The 18,391-nt window shown below is 74.0% G+C and carries 15 protein-coding genes and 1 pseudogene; all 16 read left to right on the plus strand.

Annotation, left to right across the window (positions count from 1 at the left end; all coding sequences use genetic code 11):
* Window positions 1–220 precede the first annotated feature (220 nt).
* The 16 genes and pseudogenes from pyrH (at window position 221) to infB (ending at window position 18,334) form a co-directional block, all read left to right on the plus strand.
* Window positions 221–916: a UMP kinase gene (gene pyrH, locus DYI95_RS04995; RefSeq protein ID WP_243149871.1), complete on the plus strand. Its 696-nt coding sequence runs from the start codon at window positions 221–223 to the stop codon at window positions 914–916.
* Window positions 913–1,467 carry a ribosome recycling factor gene (gene frr, locus DYI95_RS05000; protein WP_116901526.1) on the plus strand — a complete coding sequence of 185 codons (555 nt, stop codon included), beginning with the start codon at window positions 913–915 and terminating at the stop codon, window positions 1,465–1,467. The genes pyrH and frr overlap by 4 nt, the downstream gene beginning before the upstream one ends.
* A complete protein-coding gene (locus DYI95_RS05005) occupies window positions 1,464–2,000 on the plus strand; it encodes a PASTA domain-containing protein (protein WP_147308136.1) in 537 nt (178 codons plus the stop codon). Before frr ends, DYI95_RS05005 begins: the two co-directional genes overlap by 4 nt.
* The gene (locus DYI95_RS13030) at window positions 1,984–3,156 is read left to right on the plus strand and encodes an isoprenyl transferase (protein WP_116901524.1); all 1,173 of its coding nucleotides are present in this window, start codon (window positions 1,984–1,986) and stop codon (window positions 3,154–3,156) included. The genes DYI95_RS05005 and DYI95_RS13030 overlap by 17 nt, the downstream gene beginning before the upstream one ends.
* Window positions 3,150–4,076: a phosphatidate cytidylyltransferase gene (locus tag DYI95_RS05015; protein ID WP_116901523.1), complete on the plus strand. Its 927-nt coding sequence runs from the start codon at window positions 3,150–3,152 to the stop codon at window positions 4,074–4,076. Before DYI95_RS13030 ends, DYI95_RS05015 begins: the two co-directional genes overlap by 7 nt.
* 448 nt (window positions 4,077–4,524) lie before the next feature.
* Window positions 4,525–5,691, plus strand: coding sequence for a 1-deoxy-D-xylulose-5-phosphate reductoisomerase (locus tag DYI95_RS05020; RefSeq protein ID WP_116901585.1), 1,167 nt, complete (start codon window positions 4,525–4,527; stop codon window positions 5,689–5,691).
* 99 nt (window positions 5,692–5,790) lie between these two features.
* Entirely contained in the window at window positions 5,791–6,822 is a 1,032-nt protein-coding gene (rseP, locus tag DYI95_RS05025) for an RIP metalloprotease RseP (RefSeq protein ID WP_243149939.1), read from the plus strand.
* Between the two features lie 194 nt (window positions 6,823–7,016).
* A complete protein-coding gene (ispG, locus tag DYI95_RS05030) occupies window positions 7,017–8,423 on the plus strand; it encodes a flavodoxin-dependent (E)-4-hydroxy-3-methylbut-2-enyl-diphosphate synthase (RefSeq protein ID WP_116901521.1) in 1,407 nt (468 codons plus the stop codon).
* Window positions 8,424–8,790: 367 nt separating this feature from the next.
* Window positions 8,791–10,551 carry a proline--tRNA ligase gene (locus DYI95_RS05035; protein ID WP_116901520.1) on the plus strand — a complete coding sequence of 587 codons (1,761 nt, stop codon included), beginning with the start codon at window positions 8,791–8,793 and terminating at the stop codon, window positions 10,549–10,551.
* 88 nt (window positions 10,552–10,639) lie between these two features.
* Window positions 10,640–11,911 carry a DUF4010 domain-containing protein gene (locus tag DYI95_RS05040; protein ID WP_116901519.1) on the plus strand — a complete coding sequence of 424 codons (1,272 nt, stop codon included), beginning with the start codon at window positions 10,640–10,642 and terminating at the stop codon, window positions 11,909–11,911.
* A 527-nt stretch (window positions 11,912–12,438) separates the two neighbouring features.
* Window positions 12,439–12,900: a ribosome maturation factor RimP gene (gene rimP / locus DYI95_RS05045; protein WP_116901518.1), complete on the plus strand. Its 462-nt coding sequence runs from the start codon at window positions 12,439–12,441 to the stop codon at window positions 12,898–12,900.
* A gap of 80 nt (window positions 12,901–12,980) precedes the next feature.
* The gene (gene nusA, locus DYI95_RS05050; protein ID WP_116901517.1) at window positions 12,981–14,399 is read left to right on the plus strand and encodes a transcription termination factor NusA; all 1,419 of its coding nucleotides are present in this window, start codon (window positions 12,981–12,983) and stop codon (window positions 14,397–14,399) included.
* Between the two features lie 6 nt (window positions 14,400–14,405).
* A complete protein-coding gene (gene rnpM, locus DYI95_RS05055) occupies window positions 14,406–14,699 on the plus strand; it encodes an RNase P modulator RnpM (protein ID WP_116901516.1) in 294 nt (97 codons plus the stop codon).
* Window positions 14,680–15,060, plus strand: coding sequence for a ribosomal L7Ae/L30e/S12e/Gadd45 family protein (locus DYI95_RS05060; RefSeq protein ID WP_243149872.1), 381 nt, complete (start codon window positions 14,680–14,682; stop codon window positions 15,058–15,060). Before rnpM ends, DYI95_RS05060 begins: the two co-directional genes overlap by 20 nt.
* 19 nt (window positions 15,061–15,079) lie before the next feature.
* A pseudogene (locus DYI95_RS13235) lies at window positions 15,080–15,124 on the plus strand (hypothetical protein); the annotation flags it as partial.
* Window positions 15,125–16,096: 972 nt separating this feature from the next.
* Window positions 16,097–18,334 (plus strand): translation initiation factor IF-2, encoded by a 2,238-nt coding sequence (gene infB, locus DYI95_RS12405; protein WP_371731900.1) that lies wholly within the window; start codon window positions 16,097–16,099, stop codon window positions 18,332–18,334.
* Window positions 18,335–18,391: the final 57 nt, after the last annotated feature.

Raw genomic sequence — 18,391 nt, forward strand, 5'->3', positions numbered from 1 at the left:
CCCACCGTCCCGTGCAGCAGGTTCCGCCTGGTGCCGGGCGCGGACCCGGCGGCGGTCGGAGAAAGGTCGGGGAGCCGTGGAGCGCAGCGACAGCGAAGGTCAGCCGTCTCCGCCGGCGGGGCTCGGTGGGGCGGGAACCGGTCAAGCCCCAGGTCGCCCCGAAGGCGGCCCAGACAACCGTTCGGACAACGGGTTGCCGCGCCCCCGCTATCGGCGGATCATGCTGAAGCTGTCAGGTGAGATGCTGGCCGGCGGCGGGTTCGGCATCGACCCCGATGTCGTCGACTCCATCGCCCGCCAGGTGCGGGAGGTGGTCGACCTGGGCGTCCAGGTGGCCATCGTGGTAGGCGGGGGCAACATCTGGCGGGGCGTGCAGGGCAGCGCCAAGGGCATCGACCGGGCCACCTCCGACTACATGGGGATGCTGGCCACGGTGATCAACGCCCTGGCCCTCCAGGACGCCCTGGAGAAGCACGGTGTCGACACACGGGTCCAGACGGCCATCGAGATGAAGGAGGTGGCCGAGCCTTATATCCGGCGGCGGGCCATTCGCCACCTGGAGAAGGGCCGGGTGGTGATCTTCGCCGCGGGGACCGGCAACCCATACTTCTCCACCGACACGACGGCGGCGTTGCGGGCCGCCGAGATCGAGGCGGAGATCTTCTTCAAGGCGACCAAGGAAGACGGCATCTACGACGCGGACCCGCGCCTTGACCCCAACGCCCGCAAGATCGACGAGATCGACTACCTGCAGATGCTCAACCGCGGCTTACGGGTGATGGATTCGACGGCCACGTCCCTTTGCATGGAGAACAACATCCCTATCCGGGTGTTTAACCTCAGCGTCCCGGGCAACGTGCGCCGGGCCGTTCTGGGCGAGAACATCGGTACATACGTCAGGGGGGAGCCCCGGTGATCGAGGACATCCTCCGGGAGACCCGGGAACGGATGGAGGCGCGGGCGGAGAACTTCCGCCGGGAGCTGGCCGGGGTCCGGGCGGGTCGGGCGACGCCGGCCCTGCTGGAGAAGATCCGGGTCGACTACTACGGCACGCCCATGCCCATCCACCAGCTGGCCACCATCACGGCGCCGGAGCCGCGGATGTTGGTGGTCCAGCCCTGGGACAAGGGTGTGATGGGCGAGATCGAGCGGGCCATCGCCAAGTCGGACCTGGGTGTGAACCCCTCCAGCGACGGCCAGGTCATCCGCATCGTGCTGCCGCCGCTGACGGAGGAAACCCGCAACGAGCTGGTCAAGCGGGTGCGCAAGATGGCGGAGGAAGAGCGGGTGGCGGTGCGCAACCTGCGCCGCCAGGCCAATGAGGATCTCAAAGACCTGGAGGACGAGGGCTTTTCCGAGGACGAGATCCGTCGCGCCCAGGAGAAGGTCCAGGAGCTGACGGACCGGATCATCGCCCGCATCGACGAGCTGCTGGCCGCCAAGGAGAAGGAAATCCGCGAGGTGTGACGCCGTTGCAGGACCTGGTGGGCCTGCCCCTGGCGGAAGCGCGCCGGCGCCTGGCAGGGGCAGGTCTTTCCGTTACCGTCGCGGTGACCGCCGCGCCGGAGGAACCGGCCCGGCGCCGGGCCCGCCAGGTGGGCCCCCGGCTGACCCTGTGGCGGGTGGTGCGGGCGGAGGCAGGCGAGGCGCCCGGCCAGGTGCGGCTCCTGGTGGCGGCCTTTCCCCTCCCCCCCCTGCCGCGGGCGGACCTGGAGGCCGCCCTGGGCGAGGCGGCCGCCGGGAGCTGGGGGCCGCCCAGCGGGGGTTCCCTGGATGCCGGTGCGCCCGGCGGGGCAGGCGCCGCCGCGGGGGACGGGGGCGCAGGCCCGGTCAAGGCGGGCCCCGCGGAGACGGCCGCCCCGCGGCCGGGTGGAGCCGGAACCGGCCCCGGGGCGCCGCGCTCCGGTTGGGGCGCGGCGAGTGCCGCGGAGCAAGGGAGCGGGGCCGGGCGGGACGCAGCCGGGAGAGAAGGAGAGGGAGCCGGTGACCGATCCCGTTGAGCGGCAAGGCCGGGCAGCGCCCCGGCCGGAGGAGGTGGAACTTCACCTCCGGATCGACCGGGTGCGGGCTCTGGGCCGGATGCCGCGGCACGTGGCCATCATCATGGACGGCAACGGTCGCTGGGCCCAGCGCCGGGGCTGGCCGCGGGTGGCCGGCCACCGGGCCGGAGTCGAGAGCGTGCGGGAGATCGTGCGCTTCGCCGGGGACATCGGCCTGGAGGTCCTGACCCTCTACGCCTTCTCCACGGAGAACTGGCGGCGGCCGCCGGCCGAGGTCCGCGCCCTGATGGGCCTCCTGGTGGAGCACATCCGCCGGGACCTCAACGAGCTTCACCGCAACGGCGTGCAGATCCGGGTGATCGGCGACCCCGCGGGGCTGCCGGCGCTGCCGCGGCGGGAGGTCTTGCGGGCGGTGGAGACCACCCGCCACAACCGCCGCATGGTGCTGGTGCTGGCCCTCAACTACGGCGCCCGCTGGGAGCTGGCCCGGGCTGCCCGGCTGGTGGCCGAGCGCGCCGCCCGGGGCGAGATCGACCCTGCGGCCATCGACGAGACGGTCCTGGCGGCCCACCTGCAGACGGCGGACCTGCCCGACCCCGACCTCTTGATCCGGCCCAGCGGCGAGTGGCGTATCTCCAACTTCCTGCTCTGGCAGATCGCCTACAGCGAGCTCTGGTTCACCCCCGTGGCCTGGCCCGATTTCCGCCCCGTGCACCTGGTGGAAGCCATCGAGGACTTCGCCCGGCGGGAGCGGCGCTTCGGGGGCCTGGGTCCAGGGGCGGACGCCAGGACCCGGGAAGAAGGGTGGCCCGGCCTGGCCGGTCACCTGGCCGGCGAAGGGGAGCGTTCCTCCGGCCGGCCGGGGGCGACCGGCGCGGCGGGCCCGGCTGGCCCCGCGGCGCCGCAGCGGGCAGCGGGCCCGGCGGCGGGGCCGGACGCGGCTGCCGGGGAGGGGGCGGTGCCCGGTGGGGACGGTGCGGTGCTGCAGGCCGGCCGCCCCGCAGCGGGCAACGGTGACGGCGCCGTGTCGGCCGGCGCCGGACCCGGGGCCGGCGCCGGCGCCGGCAGCCGGGCGGCGAGGGGCGGGAGCTCCCGGCCGGGAAGCGGTGGGGGTTCCCGGCCCGCAAGCGGCGGGGGCGCAGCCGCTCCATGCTGAAGGCGCGGGTCATCACCGCCGTCCTGCTGTTGCCGCCGGTGCTGTGGGCCGTCGCCCGGGGCGGGCTGGCCCTGGCCTCCCTGCTGGCCGTGGTGGGCCTGCTGGCGGGCTGGGAGGCGGCGGGCCTGCTGGCGGCAGGCACTACCGGCGGCCGGCGGGCCGAACCGGCGGATCGCTGGCTGCCGGCCCGCCACCGGGCTGCGCAGCCGGCCGCGGCGGTGCGGGGTGCCTGTGCGCTAGGCGGGGCCCTGCCGAGCGTAAGCTTGGCCCTGCTGCCCGGGCCGGCCATGGCCGCCATGGCAGCGGGCGGGGCTGCGGCGGTCATGGTGGCCGCCCTGGCGGCCGCCATGACCGCCGGGTTCCGCCGCGGGAGCCCTGGGCCCGGCGGGGCCGCGCCTGCGTCCGCCGATGCCGGGCAGGGCGGCCCCGTCTTCGCCACCGCAGCCCGGGCCGCCCTGCTGGGGGCGGCCGTCACCCTCTGGGTCGGGGTGCCCCTGGCCCATGCCCTCTGGCTGCGCCGGGCGGGGGTGGCCTGGTTGCTGGTGCCGCTGGTGATCCTGTGGGTCCAGGACATCGCCGCCTTCTTCGTGGGCCGGGCGGTGGGCCGCCACCGCATGGCACCGCGCATCTCCCCCGGCAAGACCTGGGAGGGGGCGGCGGGCGGCCTGGCGGCCGGTCTCCTGGTGGCCATCGCCCTGGCCGGCCTTCTGGATGTGCACCCCGCCGGCCTGGTTCCGGCAGCCGCGGCCGTGGCCGTCGCAGGCCAGGCGGGTGACCTCTTCGAATCCTACTGGAAGCGGCGGGCTGGCCTGAAGGATTCGGGCGCGCTGCTGCCGGGCCACGGCGGCATGCTGGATCGCATCGACAGCCTGCTGCCGGCTCTGCTCCTCTTCAACTGGTGGATGCAGCCGTGGCGGTAGCCGGGTCGGAGGCCGCCCTGGCCGCCGGATTCCTGCCAGGGACGGCCCTGTCCGGGACGGGGTGGAAGGCCGCCGCAAGGACCGGGGGAGACCGAGGGGCGAGGGGAGGCCGCGGGCAGGTGCGCAACGGCCGTAATTCGGGGCCACCGGGGCCACCGGGTCCCGCGCGGCCGCAGGAGCTGCGGCCAGCGGAGCCGGGGCGGCGGCAGCCGGCGGGAAATCCAGGGGGGAGGCGGAAGGACCGTTGAAGAGCGGAAGGCCGGTGGTGGCGGCGGGCCGGGGGGCGCCGGAACCGGCCGCGGCGCCCGCTGCGGGCACCGCCCAGCCGCCCCTGTCGGAACCGGTTTGGGGTGATGCAGGGCCGTCCGGCTCCGGTGGAGGAGGCAGGCCCCTTGCGGGCCGGCGGCGGGACCGCGGCACGCCGGACGAAGCCGGCGCCGAGACGGGCGTGGTGATCCTGGGCAGCACCGGGTCCATCGGCCGGCAGGCGGCCGACGTCATCGCCCGGATGGCGGGCCGCCTGCGGGCCGTGGGCCTGGCCGCGGGGCGCGACGGGGCCCGCCTGCTGGAACAGGTGCGCCGCCTCAGGCCCGAAGTGGTGGCCCTGGAGGATCCGGAGGCCGGCCGGCGGTGGCAGCCGGTGCTGGAGCGGGAAGGGGTCCGGGTCCTGGTCGGACCGGGCTCCGCGGAGGTCCTGGCCACCTGGCCGGGCGCCCGGCGCGTCCTTTCCGCCATCACCGGCGCCGCCGGCCTGCGCCCTACCCTGGCGGCCCTGGAGGCGGGCCGGGACGTGGCCCTGGCCAACAAGGAGTCCCTGGTGGCGGCAGGAAGCCTGGTCACCCGGCTGGCCGCCGCCCGGGGCGCCCGCCTGCTGCCGGTGGACAGCGAGCACTCGGCCCTCTTCCAGTGCCTTCAGGGTCGCCGGCCCGAGGAGGTGGAGCGGCTCATCCTCACGGCCTCGGGCGGTCCCTTCCGCGGCTGGAGCCGGGAGGCCCTCGCCCGCGTGACCCCTGCGGAGGCGGTCCGCCACCCCAACTGGTCCATGGGGGCCAAGATCAGCGTGGACTCGGCCACCTTGATGAACAAGGGCCTGGAGGTCATCGAGGCCCACTGGCTCTTCGGCCTGCCCGCCGACCGCATCGCCGTGGTGATCCACCCCCAGAGCATCGTCCACGGCCTGGTCGAACTGGTGGACGGGGCGGCGGTGGCCGTTCTGGCGCGGCCCGACATGCGCCAGCCGATCCAGTACGCCCTGTGTTATCCTGAACGTGGACCCCGGCTGGTGGAGCGCTTGGATCTGGCCGCCGCGGGCATGCTGACCTTTGAAGAGCCGGACACCGGGACCTTCCCCTGCCTGGCCCTGGCCTACCAGGCCCTGCAGGCAGGGGGAACGGCCCCGGCCGTGCTCAACGCTGCCAACGAAGAGGCGGTGGCCGCGTTCCTTGCGGGGAAGCTGCCCTTTCCGGGCATCGCCGAGACGGTGGCGGCGGTGCTGGACCGGCACCGGCCCCAGCCGGTGACCGGCCTGGACGACGTGCTGGAAGCCGACGCCTGGGCCCGGGCCGAGGCGCGGGCCCTGCTGGCAGGGGCATGGGAAGCGGGGCGGGCGGAATAAGAACGGGCCGGGGCGCCTTCCGCTCCCCGGGGCAGGGCCGGCGCAGGCCTCCCGCGGGCGGGGACCCAACGGGTGAGGGCAGGTGAGACCCCCTTGACGGTGATCTGGACGATCGCCGTCTTCGCGCTGCTCATCGTGATCCACGAGCTGGGCCACTTCTGGGCGGCCAAGCGAAGCGGCGTGCTGGTCCACGAGTTCGCCCTGGGTTTCGGGCCCCGGCTGGCCTTTGTGCGCCGGGGCGAGACGGAGTACAGCCTGCGGCTCCTGCCGCTGGGCGGGTTCGTCCGCATGGCGGGGATGCAGCCCGACGAGGAAGGGCTGGAGGACGTCCCGCCCCAGCGGCGCTTTCTCGGCCGGCCCCTGGGCGATCGGGTGAAGATCATCGCCGCGGGGCCGCTGATGAACGTGGCCCTGGCCATCGCGCTGTTCGCCCTGGTCTTTGCCGTCATCGGCGTGCCCGTGGCGCGGCCCGTGGTGGGGGAAGTGGTGCCGGGCTACCCGGCGGCGGACGCGGGCCTGCAGCCCGGAGACCGCATCGTGGCCATCGACGGCCGGCCGGTCGACTCCTGGGACCAGGTGGTGGCCGCCATCCAGGGCGCGGCCGGCCGGCCCGTTGAGCTCACCATCCAGCGCCAGGGCCGGGAACTGGCCGTCCAGGTGACGCCCCGGCCCGATCCCCGGCGCCCGGGAACCGGTGTGGTCGGCATCCGTCCCCTGGTGGAGACGGTGCGAACCGGGGTGGTGGAAGCCGTCAGCCGCGGCGCGCAGGCGACCTGGCAGGTGGCGGCCGGGTTCGTCACCGCGCTGGTCCACATGCTGACAGGTCGCGGCGGGTTCGATGTGATCGGCCCCGTGGGAATCGGGCAGCAGATCGGCGAGGCGGCCCAGGTGGGACTGAGCCAGGTGGTGTTGCTGGCGGCCATCCTTTCGGCCAACCTGGCGCTGGTCAACCTGCTGCCCGTCCCGGCGCTGGACGGGGGCCGGCTGGTGTTCCTGGCTGTGGAGGCGGTCCGCGGGCGGCCGGTGGATCCGGAGCAGGAGAACTTGATCCACTTCGTCGGCTTTGCCCTGCTGATGCTGCTGGCCATCGTGATCACCTACCGCGACCTCTTGCGACTGAACGCGTCGTGACCGCTCGGGGGTGGCCGGCAGATCGCCGGCGGGCCGGCCGGGTGCCCCGCAGCAGGCGGCCAGGCCGCCCGGCGGCGGGCGACCCCAGCGGGCGGTCGGACCCGTCGCCCCGGCAGGGCGGTCCCGCAGCGGGTGATCGGAGGCCGGCGTCCCGGCCGGGCGGGCGCGCTGGTTTGACCGGAGGAAGGAGCCCCATGATGGAACTCGGCCCCAAGCCGCGCCGGCGAACGCCCACCGTGTGGGTGGGCCCGGTGCCCATCGGCAGCGACCACCCGGTGGTCGTGCAGTCGATGACCAACACCGACACCGCCGACGCCGAGGCCACCGCCGCCCAGGTCATCGAGCTGGCCCGGGCGGGCAGCGAGGTGGTCCGGATCACCGTCAACCGGGAGGAAGCGGCCGCGGCCGTGCCTCGCATCGTGGAGCGGGTGCGGGCGGCAGGCTATGCCACGCCCCTGGTGGGCGACTTCCATTACAACGGCCACGTGCTGCTCACCCGTTACCCCGAATGCGCCCGCGCCCTGGACAAGTACCGGATCAACCCGGGGAATGTGGGCGCCCGGCAAAAGGATCGCAACTTCGCCCAGATCATCGAGGTCGCCCTGAAGTATGAGAAGCCGGTGCGCATCGGGGTGAACTGGGGTTCCCTGGACCAGGACCTGCTGACGGAGCTGATGGATGCCAATGCCCGCCGGCCCGACCCCCGCAGCGCCCGGGAGGTGCTTCTGGAGGCCATGGTGGAGAGCGCCCTGCGCTCGGCCCGGTTTGCGGAGGAACTGGGCATGCCCCACGACCGAATCATTCTCAGCGCCAAGGTCTCCGAGGTCCAGGACCTGATCGCCGTCTACCGCACCCTGGCCGCCCGCTGCGACTACCCCCTGCACCTGGGCCTTACCGAGGCCGGCATGGGCATGAAGGGCATCGTGGCCAGCACGGCGGGCCTGGCGGTGCTGCTGCAGGAGGGGATCGGGGACACCATCCGCATTTCCCTGACGCCCACGCCGGGCGGCGACCGGGCGGAGGAGGTGCGGGTGGCCCAGCAGATCCTCCAGTCCCTGGGCCTGCGCACCTTCCTGCCCCAGGTCAGTTCCTGCCCGGGCTGTGGCCGCACCACCAGCACGTTCTTCCAGGAGATGGCCCGGGACGTGCAGGCCTACATCCAGCGGCGCCTGCCCGAGTGGCGCCGGCGCTATCCCGGCGTGGAGACCCTGAAGGTGGCGGTCATGGGCTGCGTGGTGAACGGCCCCGGGGAGAGCCGCCACGCCGACATCGGCATCTCCCTGCCGGGGACCTTCGAAGAGCCCACCGCTCCGGTCTTCATCGACGGCGAGAAGTACACCACCCTGCGGGGCGACGACATCGTGCCGCGGTTTCTCCAGATCCTGGAGGACTACGTCGCCCGCCGCTTCGGCCGTGACGGGGATGGAAAGCGGGCAGCCGCTCCGGCCGGCCGGGAAGCGGCGGCTCCGACCCGCCGCGGCGAGGAGGACGCCGGCGGAGTGGCCGCAGGATCCGCAGCCCGGAGCGAGGCAGGACGCCCCGGCAGGCCCGCCGCCGGTACCCCGGCCGGCAGCGCCGGTGGCCGCGCCGCCGGCACGTAGGCCGGCCGCACCGGCGAACCCGCCGCCGGCCGAATCTTGTTCGGTCCCCAGGGACATGGTAGGAATAAGAGGAGAAAGGTGGCAGGACAGGCCCTGGGGCGCTGGGCCGGAGGGTCTCCCAGGCCGAGCCCGGCCGTTGACGTTCCGGGTCACAGGTGCCGGCCTTTCGTCCGACGCGGGCGAAAGGCTTTTTTGGCGCCCGGGTGCCGGCGGGGCGGCGGGTGTCGCGGGAAAGCCCCGGACCGGGACCGGTGCCCTGGGGACGACCCCCAGGGCCGGGGCCAGGGTGCCCCGGCGGCCCCGGCCGCCCCAGCCTGCAACCAAGCCTGCAACCAGGAGCCGCGATGCAAGACGGGAGGCGGAGCCCATGCGGTGGACCCGGCTGCTGATTCCCACCCTGCGGGACGACCCGGCCGAAGCGGAGATCGCCAGCCACCGCCTGATGTTGCGGGCGGGATTGATCCGGCGGGTGACGGCCGGCATCTACGAGTGGCTGCCCCTGGGCCGGCGGGCGGTGGTCAAGGTGGAGACCATCGTCCGGGAGGAGATGAACCGGAAGGGCGGCCTGGAGGTCGGCCTGCCCATCGTCCAGCCGGCGGAGCTCTGGCGGGAGACGGGCCGCTGGGCCCAGTACGGCGAGGAGATGTGGCGCCTCAAGGACCGGCACGGCCGCGAGTACTGCCTGGGGCCGACCCATGAGGAGATCATCACCGACCTGGTGCGGGCCACGGTCAGCTCCTACCGGCAACTGCCCCTGTTGCTCTACCAGATCCAGAACAAGTACCGGGACGAGATCCGGCCCCGCTTCGGCGTGATGCGCGCCCGGGAGTTCATCATGAAGGACGCCTACTCCTTCGACGTCGATGCCGAGGGGCTGGAGCGCAGCTACCAGGCCATGGACGACGCCTACCGGCGCATCTTCAGCCGCTGCGGCCTGGTCTTCCGGCCGGTGGCGGCCGATCCGGGCGCCATCGGCGGCTCGGGCACCCACGAGTTCATGGCCCTGGCGGACTACGGGGAGGCCCTGATCGTATACTGCGATGCGTGCGGTTACGCGGCCAACGTGGAGAAGGCCACCAGCCGCCTGGCCCCGCCCGTCGACGAGGCGCCCCGGCCCCTGGAGAAGCGGGCCACGCCGGGCGTCCGCACCATCGCCCAGCTGGCCGAGGCGGAGGGCATCCCGCCCCAGCGCCAGATCAAGATCCTGTTCTACTGGGCGATCTACGACGGGCGGGATCCTCAGCTGGTGGCGGCCCTGGTGCGCGGGGACCGCGAGCTCAACGAGGTGAAGTTGAAGAACGCCACCGGCGCCCTGGACGTGCGGATGGCCTCCCGGGAGGAGGTGCTGGAGGTGGCCGGGGCCCCCACGGGGTCGGCGGGGCCGGTGGGCCTCAAGGGCGTGCCCGTGCTGGCCGACGAGGAAGTGATGGCCCTGCGCAACACCGCCTGCGGCGCCAACGAGGAAGGCTACCACTTCTTCAACGTCAACCCGGGCCGGGACTTCACCCCCGACCGGGTGACGGACCTGCGCCTGGTGGGCGCGGGCGACGCGTGTCCCGAGTGCGGCACGCCCATGGCCGCGGCCCGGGGGATCGAGGTGGGCCAGATCTTCAAGCTGTGGACCAAGTACAGCGAGGCCCTGGGCTGCACCTTCAAGGACGCCGACGGCCAGGAGCGGCCCATGGTGATGGGCTGCTACGGCATCGGCATCACGCGGACGGTCGCGGCGGTCATCGAGCAGCACCACGACGAGAAGGGCATCATCTGGCCCATGTCCGTGGCGCCGTACCACGTGGTGGTGGTGCCGGTCAACTATGCCGAACCCGACCAGCGCCAGGCCGCCGAGCGGGTCTACGGCCAGCTGCTCGAGGCGGGCGTGGAGGCGGTGCTGGACGACCGGGACGAGCGGCCCGGCGTCAAGTTCAACGACGCCGACCTGATCGGGTTCCCCCTGCGGGTTACCGTGGGGCCGCGCGGCCTGGCGGAGGGCAAGGTCGAGGTGGTGGAACGGGCTACCGGCCAGGCCACGCCGGTGCCGGTGGACCAGGCGGCGGCCGAGGTGGCTCGCCGGGTCCGGCAGGCCCTGGATGAGCTAAACCGGCGGGACGGCTCGGTGGGCAAGCGTTAAGGGGGCCCGCACCGGAGAGCGGAGGGATACGGCAGGCCCTGGGCCAGGGCGGGCGGCAACCGGGTCCGGGAGGCGAAGGAGGGCGGCCATGCGGCCGGAAGCAACCTGGGTCGACCTGCAAAACCTGGCCCTGTCCCTGGCCCTGGGCCTCCTGGTAGGCCTGGAGCGACACCGGGCGGGCAAGGAACTGGGCATGCGCACCTTCGCCTTCACCGCCCTGGCCGGGACCCTGGCGGCCTCCACCGATCCGCCCTACCGGTTGCCCTTCATGCTGGGCGTCCTGGCCTTCACCGCCCTGGTGGTGCTGATCAACAGCTGGCAGAACCTGCGCGCCCACGAAAGTGTCGAGATCACCACCTCCGTGGCCCTCCTGCTCACCGCCCTGAACGGCATCCTGGTGGGCCGCGGCCAGATCTTCACGCCCGTGGCGGCCACCATCCTGATGCTGCTCTTGCTTTCCTGGAAGGAGGAACTGGTGGGCTGGACGGCCCTGATCTCCCGGGACGAGGTCCACGCGGCGATCTACCTGGGGGTGATCTCCTTTGTCATCCTGCCCGTCCTGCCGGACGAGCCCGTCGACCCCTGGGGCCTGTTCGATCTGCGCCGGGTGTGGCTCATGGTGGTGCTGATCTCGGCCATCGGGTTCGCCAACTACGTGCTCCTGCGGGTCTACGGCGCGCGGGGCGTCACCTACACGGGCTTCCTGGGCGGGCTGGTCAACAGCACCGCCACCGTGGCCGAGATGGCCCTCAAGGTCGGTGCGAACCCGCCGCTGGAGCGGTTTGCCTTCCGCGGCGTGATGCTGGCCAAGGCGGCGATGTTCATCCGCAACGGCCTGGTCCTGGGCCTTTTCGCTCCGGTGGCCCTGCCCTACGGCCTCCTGCCCGTGGGGCTCATGCTGATCCTCGCCCTGGTGCTGGCCATCCGGGCCCGGGTGCCGGCCGGGGAAGAAGCGCCGGAGGTCCGGCTGACCTCGCCCTTTTCGGTGCGGGCGGCCCTGGAGTTCGGGCTGGTGTTTCTGGTGCTGAACGTCATCGCCACCCTGGGCCAGCGCTACCTGGGCACCGCCGGGTTCTACGGCGTGAGCTTCCTCGGCGGCCTGGTGTCCAGCGCCTCCAGCGCCGCCACCGCCGCCAACCTGGCCGCCCAGGGGCGGATCGCGCCGTCCCAGGCCGCCTACGGCACCGTTCTGGCCTCCCTGGCCAGCGCCGTCATCCTGGTGCCCATCGTCCAGCGGGCGGCCCGGGGCACCGCCCTGGGCCGCCAGATCCTGATCACCATCATGGGGATGGTGGTGGCGGGGGGGCTGGGCTTGCTCCTGAACCCCCTCTTCCTGGCGGCCACCGGCCTGGCGCCGTAGCGGCCGGCCCATGGCGGGGCTTGCCGCGGCATGATCAGGGCCCGGGCCGGGGTCACGCCTGCGGCGACCTCGTGCAGACACGCGACCGCGGGCTGGGGTGACGCCAGCCGGAGCTTGGTGCAGTCCCGGGCCCGGCTGCCCGGGGTGTCGGTCCACCGGAGCCTGCAGTCCCGGGCCACGGCTTTCTTGCCGGCCCCTGGGGCCTGTGGTATACTGGCCCCAAGGTAGCGCCCTCAGGGCGCTGGTCTTGCTTCTGGGCAGGTGCGCCCGGCCCCGTGGCCGGCGCGGGCGCCCGTTGCGGGGTCCGGCGGTAGGCCGGAAGGTGGCCGGTTCGTCCCCGCCGGGCCATGCCGCCAACCAGCGATGGTCCCGGAAGAGTGGGTTCTGCACCCACTCTTTTCGATCGTTATGGGGCGGTGTCGTGTAAACCGGGTGGCGGGACCGGCCCGCCCGCTGGGGAACGCCCGGGGGATGCCGGGCGGCCGGGGCAGCCCGGTCCGGCGGGCCACCCGCGGGGAGGCGACAGGGTGAGCAACCGCAAGGTGGAGGCGGCCGTCGCCCAGCTGGCGGAGCCCCTGGCCGAGCAGCGGGGGCTGGTCCTGCTGGACGTGGAATACCGCCGGGAGGGCGGGCGCTGGTTCCTCCAGTGCGTGGTGGACCGGGAGGGCGGCGTGACCATGGATGAGTGCGCCGCCTTCAGCGAAGCGCTGGATCCGGTGCTGGAGGGTGTGGAAGGCCTGGCCGAGGACGTGGTGGTGGAGGTCATGTCCCCGGGCCTCGACCGCACCCTGCGCAACGATCGGGAGTTTGCCTGGTTCCGGGGGCGCGAGGTGGAGGTGACCACCTACCGCCCTGTGGACGGCCGGCGGCGATTCCAGGGTCGCCTGGAGGGACTGGAAGACGGGCACGTGGTGGTCACCGACCAGGAGGGGATCCACCGCATTCCCCGCGACGCGGTGGCCAAGACCCAGCTGCAGGTGCGGATCTAGACCGTGGACGCTGAACGCGTCACGGTCCCCGGCCAGGGCGACGGGTCCGGTGTCAGGGGAAAGGAGGCGCCTGGCCGCCCATGAATGCGGAATTCATTGAGGCGCTGGAGGATCTGGAGCGGCAGAAGGGCATCGACAAGGATACGCTGCTGGAGGCCATCGAAGCGGCGCTGGTGGCGGCCTTCCGCCGCCATTTCGGCACGGCCCAGAACGTGGCCGTGCGCATCGACCGGGAGACGGGCGAGATCCGGGTGGTGGCCCGCCGCGACGTGGTCGAGGAGGTGGAGGATCCTTCGACCCAGATCAGCGTGGCCGAGGCCCGGGAGATCGACCCCCGCTACAAGCCCGGGGACGTGGTGGAACAGGAGGTCACGCCGCGGGACTTCGGCCGCATCGCTGCCCAGACCGCCAAGCAGGTCGTCCTGCAGCGGATCCGCGAGGCCGAGCGCGACCTCATCTACGAAGAATTCATTGCCCGCGAGGGCGACATCGTCACCGGCGTGGTCCAGCGGGTGCAGGGGCGCAACGTCTTCGTCGACCTGGGCCGGACCGAGACGGTGCTCTTTCCGTCGGAGCAGATTCCCGGCGAGCGCTACCGGCCGGGCGACCGGATCAAGGTGTACATCGTGGAGGTGCGCAAGACCCCCAAGGGGCCGCAGATCCTCATCTCCCGCAGCCATCCCAACCTCATCAAGCGCCTCTTCGAGCTGGAGGTGCCGGAGATCCACGACGGCATCGTGGAGATCAAGGAGGCGGTGCGGGAACCCGGCGTCCGGGCCAAGGTGGCCGTCGACACCCGGGACGAGCGGGTGGACCCCGTGGGGGCCTGCGTCGGGCCCCGGGGCGCGCGGGTCCAGGCGGTGGTGGCCGAGCTGCGCGGCGAGCGCATCGACGTGATCCGCTGGGCGGACGAACCGGAACAGTTCGTGGCCAACGCCCTGTCGCCGGCCAAGGTGACCCGGGTGATCCTGGAGCCGGAAACCCGAGTCGCGCGGGTGATCGTCCCCGACCACCAGCTCTCCCTGGCCATCGGCAAGGAAGGCCAGAATGCCCGCCTGGCCGCCCGGCTGACGGGCTGGAAGATCGACATCCACGCCGAGTCCCAGGCGGCCGAGTGGCTGGCCCGGGAGGACGACTGGGACATCGACGCCGTGCTGGCCGGAGCCGGCGGGGAGGGTCAGGAGGGCGCCGGTGACGACGACCTGGACGAGCTGTTCGGCGCCGGGGCCTTCGGCGATGCCGGCGATGGCGGCGGCGCGGGCGGCGAGAACTGGGACTGGTGGTCTGGTGAGGGTGGCCGCGGGGATGATCACGGCGCCGGGGCCGCTGAGGAGTGGGCCGGAGAGGACGGCTCCGGCGGTTGGGATGAGACCGGCGACGGCGGCGACGGCCGCTGGGAGGAAGGCGACGGGGCGGCAGGCGGCTGGGACGGCGAGGGCCCGGCGCAGGACCAGGATGGCAGCCCGCGGGCGGAGACGCCCGGCCCGGAATCGAGGTGACGGTCCGTGCCAAGGCACATTCCGCAGCGGACGTGCATCGGCTGCCGGGCAGTCCGGCCCAAGCGGGAGTTGCTCCGGGTGGTGCGTACCCCGGAGGGTGAGGTGGCCTTCGACCCCACCGGCCGCCGGGCCGGGCGGGGAGCGTACCTCTGCCCCGACCCGGCGTGCCTGGACCGGGCCCTCAGGGCGCGGGAGCTGGGACGGGCGCTGAAGACCGATCTGGACGCTGCCACGGTGGAGGCCTTGCGGCGCCAGCTGGCGGAACTGGTGACGGGAGCGGATGCCGGTGCCGGGCGGTAAGGGTGATCCGCGGGGACTCATCGGGCTGGCCCGCCGCGCCGGCCGGTTGGCGGCGGGGGATCACGCCGTCCGTCACGCCTTCCAGCAGGGGCGGGCGGCGCTGGTGGTGGTGGCGGCCGACGCAGGGGCTGCATGCCACCGCCGCTTTGCCCGGCTGGCGGCCCGGGATGCCGTGCCCCTGGTGGTGTGGGGCGGGAAAGGCGAGCTGGGTGCGCTGACCGGCCGGCCCCAGTGCGCGGTGCTGGCCGTCACGGACAAGGGACTGGCTGCAGCCCTGCGGGAACGGCTATCGGCCGGGGCCGGAGGAACGGGCGCAGAATCGGGGGGTGAGCCGTTTGTCACGCAGCATTCGCATCTATGAACTGGCTCGCAAGCTGGGTGTGCAGAGCAAGGAGATCCTGCGCATCCTGCACGACGAGCTGAACATCGACATCCAGAACCACATGAGTACCATCAACGACCAGGTGGCGCGCCGGATCACCCAGATTCTGCGCGGCGACTCCGGGCCCGCAGGCCAGGGATCGCAGAACGGGGGCACGGCGAGGTCCGGCACCGGGCCGGCTGGGGGTCCTGGAGGATCCGGTACCGGGACCGGCGGGGCAGCCGCGGGCCGGGGCACGCCACCAGCAACCGGCGGCAACGGCGGGCGCGCCCCGGCCACGGCCCAGGGATCCCGGCCGGGGATGCCGCCGGCCGCCCGGCCGGGCGGGCCGGCAGCCGGTTCGGGCACCCGGCCCGCCGGCGCAGGGGCGGGCAGCACGCCGGGGGCCGGCAGGCCAAGCGGGATGCCGAACCCGGCGGCCGGTGGCCGCCCGTCCGCCGGGGTGCGGCCGGGTGATGCCCGTTCCCAGGGGGCCGCGCCCGGGGCAGCGGCGGGAGCGGGCCGGCCGGCAGGCCCGCAGCCCGTTGCCGGGAGGGCGGGTGCGCCCGGCGGTGCGGGCAACGGCATGGGCGCCCGGCCTGCGGCTCCCTCTCGGCCCGGTGGCGGGCCGGGGGCACCGGCCACAGGCTCCGGGGGGCCGCGCCCCGGGGCACCAGGGACTGCGGCAGGCCCGGGGGCCCGGCCTGTGGCCCCCGGGCAGGGAGCCGGGCCGGGCGGAGCGTCGGCCGCCGGAGGGCGGCCGGCAGCGCCGGCGGGAGCGCGTCCGGGAGCCGGTGCGCTCCCCGGAGCAGCGGCCGGGGCTGGCGGCGCGACGCAGACCCGGCCGGGTGCGCCCGCGGCGGGCGGCGGAGCCCCGACGGGCGGGGCGGCGGCCCGGGCCGGCGGTCGGGGGGCTGGGGCGGCCGGTACCGGAGGGATGCCGCCCGCCGGTCCTGCCCGGGGCGGGCCGCAAGGATCCACCGGAGGCGGGGCCGCCGGCTCGCGCCCCCAGGCTCAAGGAGGCCCGGCCGGGCCCGTGCCGGGACGGGGGCCCCAGCCGGCGGGAGCCCAGGGCCGGGGCGGTCCCGGGGGCGGGCCTGCGCGGGGCGAGCGGCGGGATGACCGCCGGGGCGACCGGCCCGGGCGGCCCGGCCGCCCCGGCGAGGGCCGCCCGGGCGATGCCCGTGCCGGCGGGCCGCGGGGTGGCGCCGCCGGCCGGCCCGGCGGGGGGAGGCCGGGCGGCCCCCGGCCCGGCGGCGGCCGCCCGGGTGGCGGGTTTGCACCCCCGCGGCCCGGTGGCGGGCGGCCGGGCGTGGCCGGCAGGCCGGGTGCCGGCCGGCCGGCGGCCGGTGCCCGGCGCGGGGCCAAGCGCAAGGAATACGAGCGGGACGAGCGGGAGTTCCTGGACGACGAGGACGACGGGCGCCTCTTCGGCGGCCGTAAGGAGGAGCGGCGCCGGCGCCGGGCCCAGGACGATGCCACCCACGAGATCCGCCACGGCTCCCGGGTGGGCGGCGAGGTGACGCTGACCGGTGCCGTGACCGTGGGCGCCTTTGCCGAGCTGCTGGGCCTGACCCCCGCCCAGGTGATCCAGACCCTGATCGGCATGGGCGTCATGGCGGCGATCAACCAGGAGATCGATGCCTCCGTGGCGGCCAGGGTGGCCGAGAAGTTCGGCTTCACGGTGAAGATCCAGGAGCCCGAGCCCGAGCTGGCCAGGAAGGCCGACCCGGCGGCCGCCGAGGAGGATCCTAAGCGGCTGAAGCCCCGCTGGCCGGTGGTGACGGTGCTGGGCCACGTGGACCACGGCAAGACGTCCCTGCTGGACCGCATCCGGAGCACCCGGGTCACGGCCCAGGAGGCGGGCGGCATCACCCAGCACATCGGCGCCTCGGTGGTCGAGGTGGGCGAGAAGAAGATCGTCTTCCTCGACACCCCGGGCCACGAGGCCTTCACCGCCCTGCGGGCCCGCGGCGCCCAGGTGACGGACATCGCCGTGCTGGTGGTGGCTGCCGACGACGGCGTCATGCCCCAGACCGTCGAGGCCATCAACCATGCCCGGGCGGCGGGCGTGCCCATCGTGGTGGCCATCACCAAGATCGACAAGCCGGAGGCCAACCCCGACCGGGTCCGGCAGCAGCTGGTGGAATACAACCTGGTGCCCGAGGAATGGGGCGGCGACACGGTCATGGTCGAGGTGTCGGCCCACACCGGCCAGGGCATCGCCGAGCTGCTGGAGATGATCCTGCTGGTGGCCGAGCTGCAGGAGCTCAAGGCCAACCCCGACCGGCCCGCGGTGGGCACCGTGATCGAGGCCAAGCTGGACCGCGGCCGCGGTCCGGTGGCGACGGTCCTGGTCCAGACGGGCACCCTGCGGGTGGGCGACGCCTTCGTCTGCGGCACGACCTACGGCCGGGTCCGCGCCCTGTTCGACGACCGCGGCCGGCCGGTGGAGGAGGCGGGCCCCTCCACGCCGGTGGAGGTGCTGGGCGCCTCGGAGGTGCCGGAAGCCGGCGACCGGCTGGAAGTGATGGCCGACGAGCGGGAGGCGCGGGAGATCGCCACCCGGCGCCAGGAGGAACGGCGCCAGGAGGAGATGCGGGCCGCCCGTGGCCTGACCCTGGAGCAGTTCTCCCAGCAGGCCGGCGGCGACGCGGGCGAGCGGGAGCTGCGCCTGATCGTCAAGGCCGACGTGCAGGGCTCGCTGGACGCCCTGATCCCGGCCCTGGAGCGCCTCTCCACCGACGAGGTCTACGTCCGGGTGCTGCACACCGGCCTGGGCGCCATCAGCGAATCCGACGTGATGCTGGCCGCCGCCTCGCGGGCCATCGTCGTCGGGTTCAACGTCCGGCCCGATGCCAACGCCCGGCGGGCGGCGGACCAGGAGAACGTGGAGATCCGGACGTACCGGGTCATCTACGAGCTGCTGGATGACCTCAAGAAGGCCCTGCAGGGCCTGCTCAAGCCGGAGATCCGGGAGGTCGTCCTGGGGCAGGCGGAAGTCCGCGCCACCTTCAGGGTGCCCGGGGTGGGAACGGTGGCCGGTTGTTACGTCACCGACGGCAAGATCGCCCGCAACGCCCGGGTCCGGGTGATCCGCGACGGGACGGTGATCTACGAGGGCCGCATCGCCTCCCTCAAGCGGTTCCAGGACGACGTGCGCGAGGTGGCCCAGGGCTACGAGTGCGGCGTGGGCATCGAGCGTTTCAACGACATCAAGGAGGGCGACGTCCTGGAGGTGTTCCAGGAGCAGGAGGTGGCCCGGGCCCTCTGATGCCCCGCCGGCCAGGCAAGGTGCCTGGATCGTCCGTCATGGGCCCCGGGTCCTGGG

Origin of the sequence: Thermaerobacter sp. PB12/4term, from assembly GCF_003403315.2 — a bacterium.
Lineage (GTDB): Bacteria > Bacillota > Sulfobacillia > Thermaerobacterales > Thermaerobacteraceae > Thermaerobacter.

What these genes read in the sequence shown, in the direction of transcription:
- DYI95_RS05040 (WP_116901519.1), top strand. Translation starts at nt 10,640, where the DNA reads ATGCGGCCGGAAGCAACCTGGGTCGACCTGCAAAACCTGGCCCTGTCC.
- ispG (WP_116901521.1), top strand. Translation starts at nt 7,017, where the DNA reads ATGATGGAACTCGGCCCCAAGCCGCGCCGGCGAACGCCCACCGTGTGG.
- DYI95_RS05035 (WP_116901520.1), top strand. Translation starts at nt 8,791, where the DNA reads ATGCGGTGGACCCGGCTGCTGATTCCCACCCTGCGGGACGACCCGGCC.
- DYI95_RS05060 (WP_243149872.1), top strand. Translation starts at nt 14,680, where the DNA reads ATGCCGGTGCCGGGCGGTAAGGGTGATCCGCGGGGACTCATCGGGCTG.
- pyrH (WP_243149871.1), top strand. Translation starts at nt 221, where the DNA reads ATGCTGAAGCTGTCAGGTGAGATGCTGGCCGGCGGCGGGTTCGGCATC.
- nusA (WP_116901517.1), top strand. Translation starts at nt 12,981, where the DNA reads ATGAATGCGGAATTCATTGAGGCGCTGGAGGATCTGGAGCGGCAGAAG.
- DYI95_RS05015 (WP_116901523.1), top strand. Translation starts at nt 3,150, where the DNA reads ATGCTGAAGGCGCGGGTCATCACCGCCGTCCTGCTGTTGCCGCCGGTG.